The 2625-nt window shown below is 55.6% G+C and carries 3 protein-coding genes; all 3 read left to right on the top strand.

Annotation, left to right across the window (positions count from 1 at the left end; all coding sequences use genetic code 11):
• Positions 1-118 precede the first annotated feature (118 nt).
• A complete protein-coding gene (locus ACR0QW_RS10885; RefSeq protein WP_075581372.1) occupies positions 119-1186 on the top strand; it encodes a baseplate J/gp47 family protein in 1068 nt (355 codons plus the stop codon).
• The gene (locus ACR0QW_RS10880) at positions 1173-1739 is read left to right on the top strand and encodes a putative phage tail protein (protein WP_432643651.1); all 567 of its coding nucleotides are present in this window, start codon (positions 1173-1175) and stop codon (positions 1737-1739) included. Before ACR0QW_RS10885 ends, ACR0QW_RS10880 begins: the two co-directional genes overlap by 14 nt.
• The coding region (locus ACR0QW_RS10875; protein WP_432643650.1) for a phage baseplate protein at positions 1732-2625 on the top strand (894 nt) is incomplete at its 3' end. The genes ACR0QW_RS10880 and ACR0QW_RS10875, both read left to right, overlap by 8 nt.

Raw genomic sequence — 2625 nt, 5'->3', positions numbered from 1 at the left:
CCCGCATTAACCATATCGAGGTGGAGAAGCGGGAACGGGATGATTTGGCCATTACGGTTGACGTCACTTCCATTTACAGTGACGAATCATTGACCGTGACGGCAGGAAGGAGCGAGGCATGAGCAATTTATTTGATGCACAGACCAAAGATGTGATTGAGAGCCGCATGGCCCAGACCCTGCACACCATCACGGAAAAAGAGCAAAGTACCATGGAAGGTACCTTTGCCCGCGACCTGATCGACGCCAATGCTGTGGAATTTGAGAGCAGCTATGCCGAGATGGCCATGTTGCGCGACGCGGCCTTTGCCGAAACGTCCTGGGGCGACTACCTGACGCTGCGGGCAGCGGAATTTGGCGTCGATCGCAAGAAAGCCGTCAAGGCCAAAGGAGAAGTTACGGTGACGGGGATGGCAGGAGCCTACATCATTCGCAGCAGTCTCTTCCAGACAAAAGACGGCCAGCGATTTTATACCCTGGAGTCGGCCACCATTCCTGCCGATGCCGCTGAGGTTACGATTCCCGTGGAAGCTGCCGATGCCGGGGCGAGTGGCAATGTGGCCGAAGGAACGATTACAGAAATCCCCTATTCCATCCCGAATATCTCGGCAGTCGTTAACCATAAGAAATGCACCGATGGGGCGGATGAAGAAACGGACGACGCACTCCTTGCCCGGCTCCTATTCCGGGTGCGCCAGCCTATCACCTCGGGCAATGCGAATCATTATCGTGACTGGGCCATGTCTGTCGATGGCGTCGGGAACTGCAAAGTCATCCCGCTCTGGCAGGGCAATGGCACGGTGAAGGTCATCATCGTCACGGCAGAGAATGAATCGGCATCGGCTGAACTGATCCAGGAGGTCTATGACTACATCGAAAGCCAGCGGCCTATCGGTGCGACCGTGACCGTCGTTTCGCCGGCGCCATTATCCATTGATTTGACGGCAGATGTCTATGGCACAGCCAGCCCCGATGCCGTAAAGGCAGCCATGACAGCCTATCTCAAGCAGACGGGCTTCACGCTTTCTTATGTCAGCCTGGCCCAGATGGGGAAACTCCTCCTTTCCATCAGTGGCATTACGGATTATAAGGATTTGAAGCTTAATGGAAAAGCGGCCAACGTGGAACTGACGAACGAGCAGATCCCCGTGGCAGGGAAGGTGGTGCTGAACCTTGTCAGCCAATGACTGGATGCGGCAGAGCCGGATGGATATCCTGAAGTATTTGCCGAATTTCTTATCCAAAGACCCGATGTTCCACTGCGCGGCAGAAACCTGCAATGAGGAGCATGACCGTCTGCGCCTGGCTCTGCAGGACCTGGCGGACAACTTCTTCGTGAACACCGCCACCTGGGCGCTGCCGCTTTATGAATCGTTCCTGGGCATCAAGCCCGGTGACGGAGATAGCGACGAATTCCGCAGGCAGCGGATCCTTTTCAAGCTGCAGCACGTGGATGTGTCTACGAAAGATTTCATGAACTCCATCATTAATCTCTACAGTGCCGGCCATATCGAGGAAGTCAATGAGGAGTATTACTTCAAGGTGTACTGCATCATGAACGACAAAGATACCACGACCTTGCAGAAGCTCATCACGCAGCTCAACATCTACAAGCCGGCCCATCTGGGATACGCCATCTACCTGGGTTATTCCTGGAATGGCAAGATTCACTGGAACGGGGAAGCTACCTTCTCGACGGCGACCATCGTATCCAAGAAAGGAGTGATGACAAATGGATGATTACAGCAAAGAGAAATGGTCTGCCGACTTCCCGGACCGTGCCGGACAGGAAGTCCGGCCCACAGAAGCTGTGGAGAATACGCTGGATTATGACGTGCTTTTCCCTCAATATCTTTCAGAAGACCCGGTCGTCTTCAACCAGCAGAACAAGACTGTGTCCCAGCTGGTCAGCAATGATGCCCGGCTCTATGAGCGGATTTCCGCTACGGCAGCCGACATCAATGCCCATCTGACCGATGCCAAGGCCCATGCCAGCGGCATCAGCGGCAATGCGGCCAGTGCGTCGAAGCTGCAGACGGGGCGGAAGATTCACCGGGTTGTCTTTGATGGCACGAAGGATATCACCCTGCCAGATTTCAGCGGTTGCGGCGAAAAGACGGCAGGCCAGAGCGGCATGGTCCCGTCACCTTCAGCCGGGAAGCTGAATACCGTCCTGCACAGCAATGGCAGCTGGGGCAAGGTCACCTACGCCGATATGGACGAGGAAGCCGTGGCTAAGATTCAGGCCTGTCCGTTCCCTGTCAATGCCATCTATATTTCCGCAGACGGGAAGAATCCGGCAACGTACTGGCCGGGTACGACCTGGGTGGCCTTTGCCATGGGCCGCTGCCTGATTGGTGCCGGTACGGCAGACAGCGGAACCATGTACAAGGCCGGGGACAAGCTGGGTGAGGAGAAGCACAACCTTACGATTCCAGAAACTCCGGCTCATGGCCATACAGTCGGAGACAGCGGAAATCATCGTCACTGGTCCTGCGGGTCATTGCCGCGCAACTTCCAGTGGGATGCCTGTGAAGGCAATGATGCACCTGTTGCCGTAGGTTATGGCGACGGTTGCTGGCATGGGAATCAGGTGGACGGGCATACCTCCTGGGATGGGAATCAT

Source organism: Acidaminococcus sp. (assembly GCF_050873445.1).
Taxonomy (GTDB): Bacteria; Bacillota; Negativicutes; order Acidaminococcales; family Acidaminococcaceae; genus Acidaminococcus.
The sequence above is the reverse complement of the archived record's forward strand: the minus strand, read 5'-3'. Positions and strand labels throughout refer to the sequence as shown.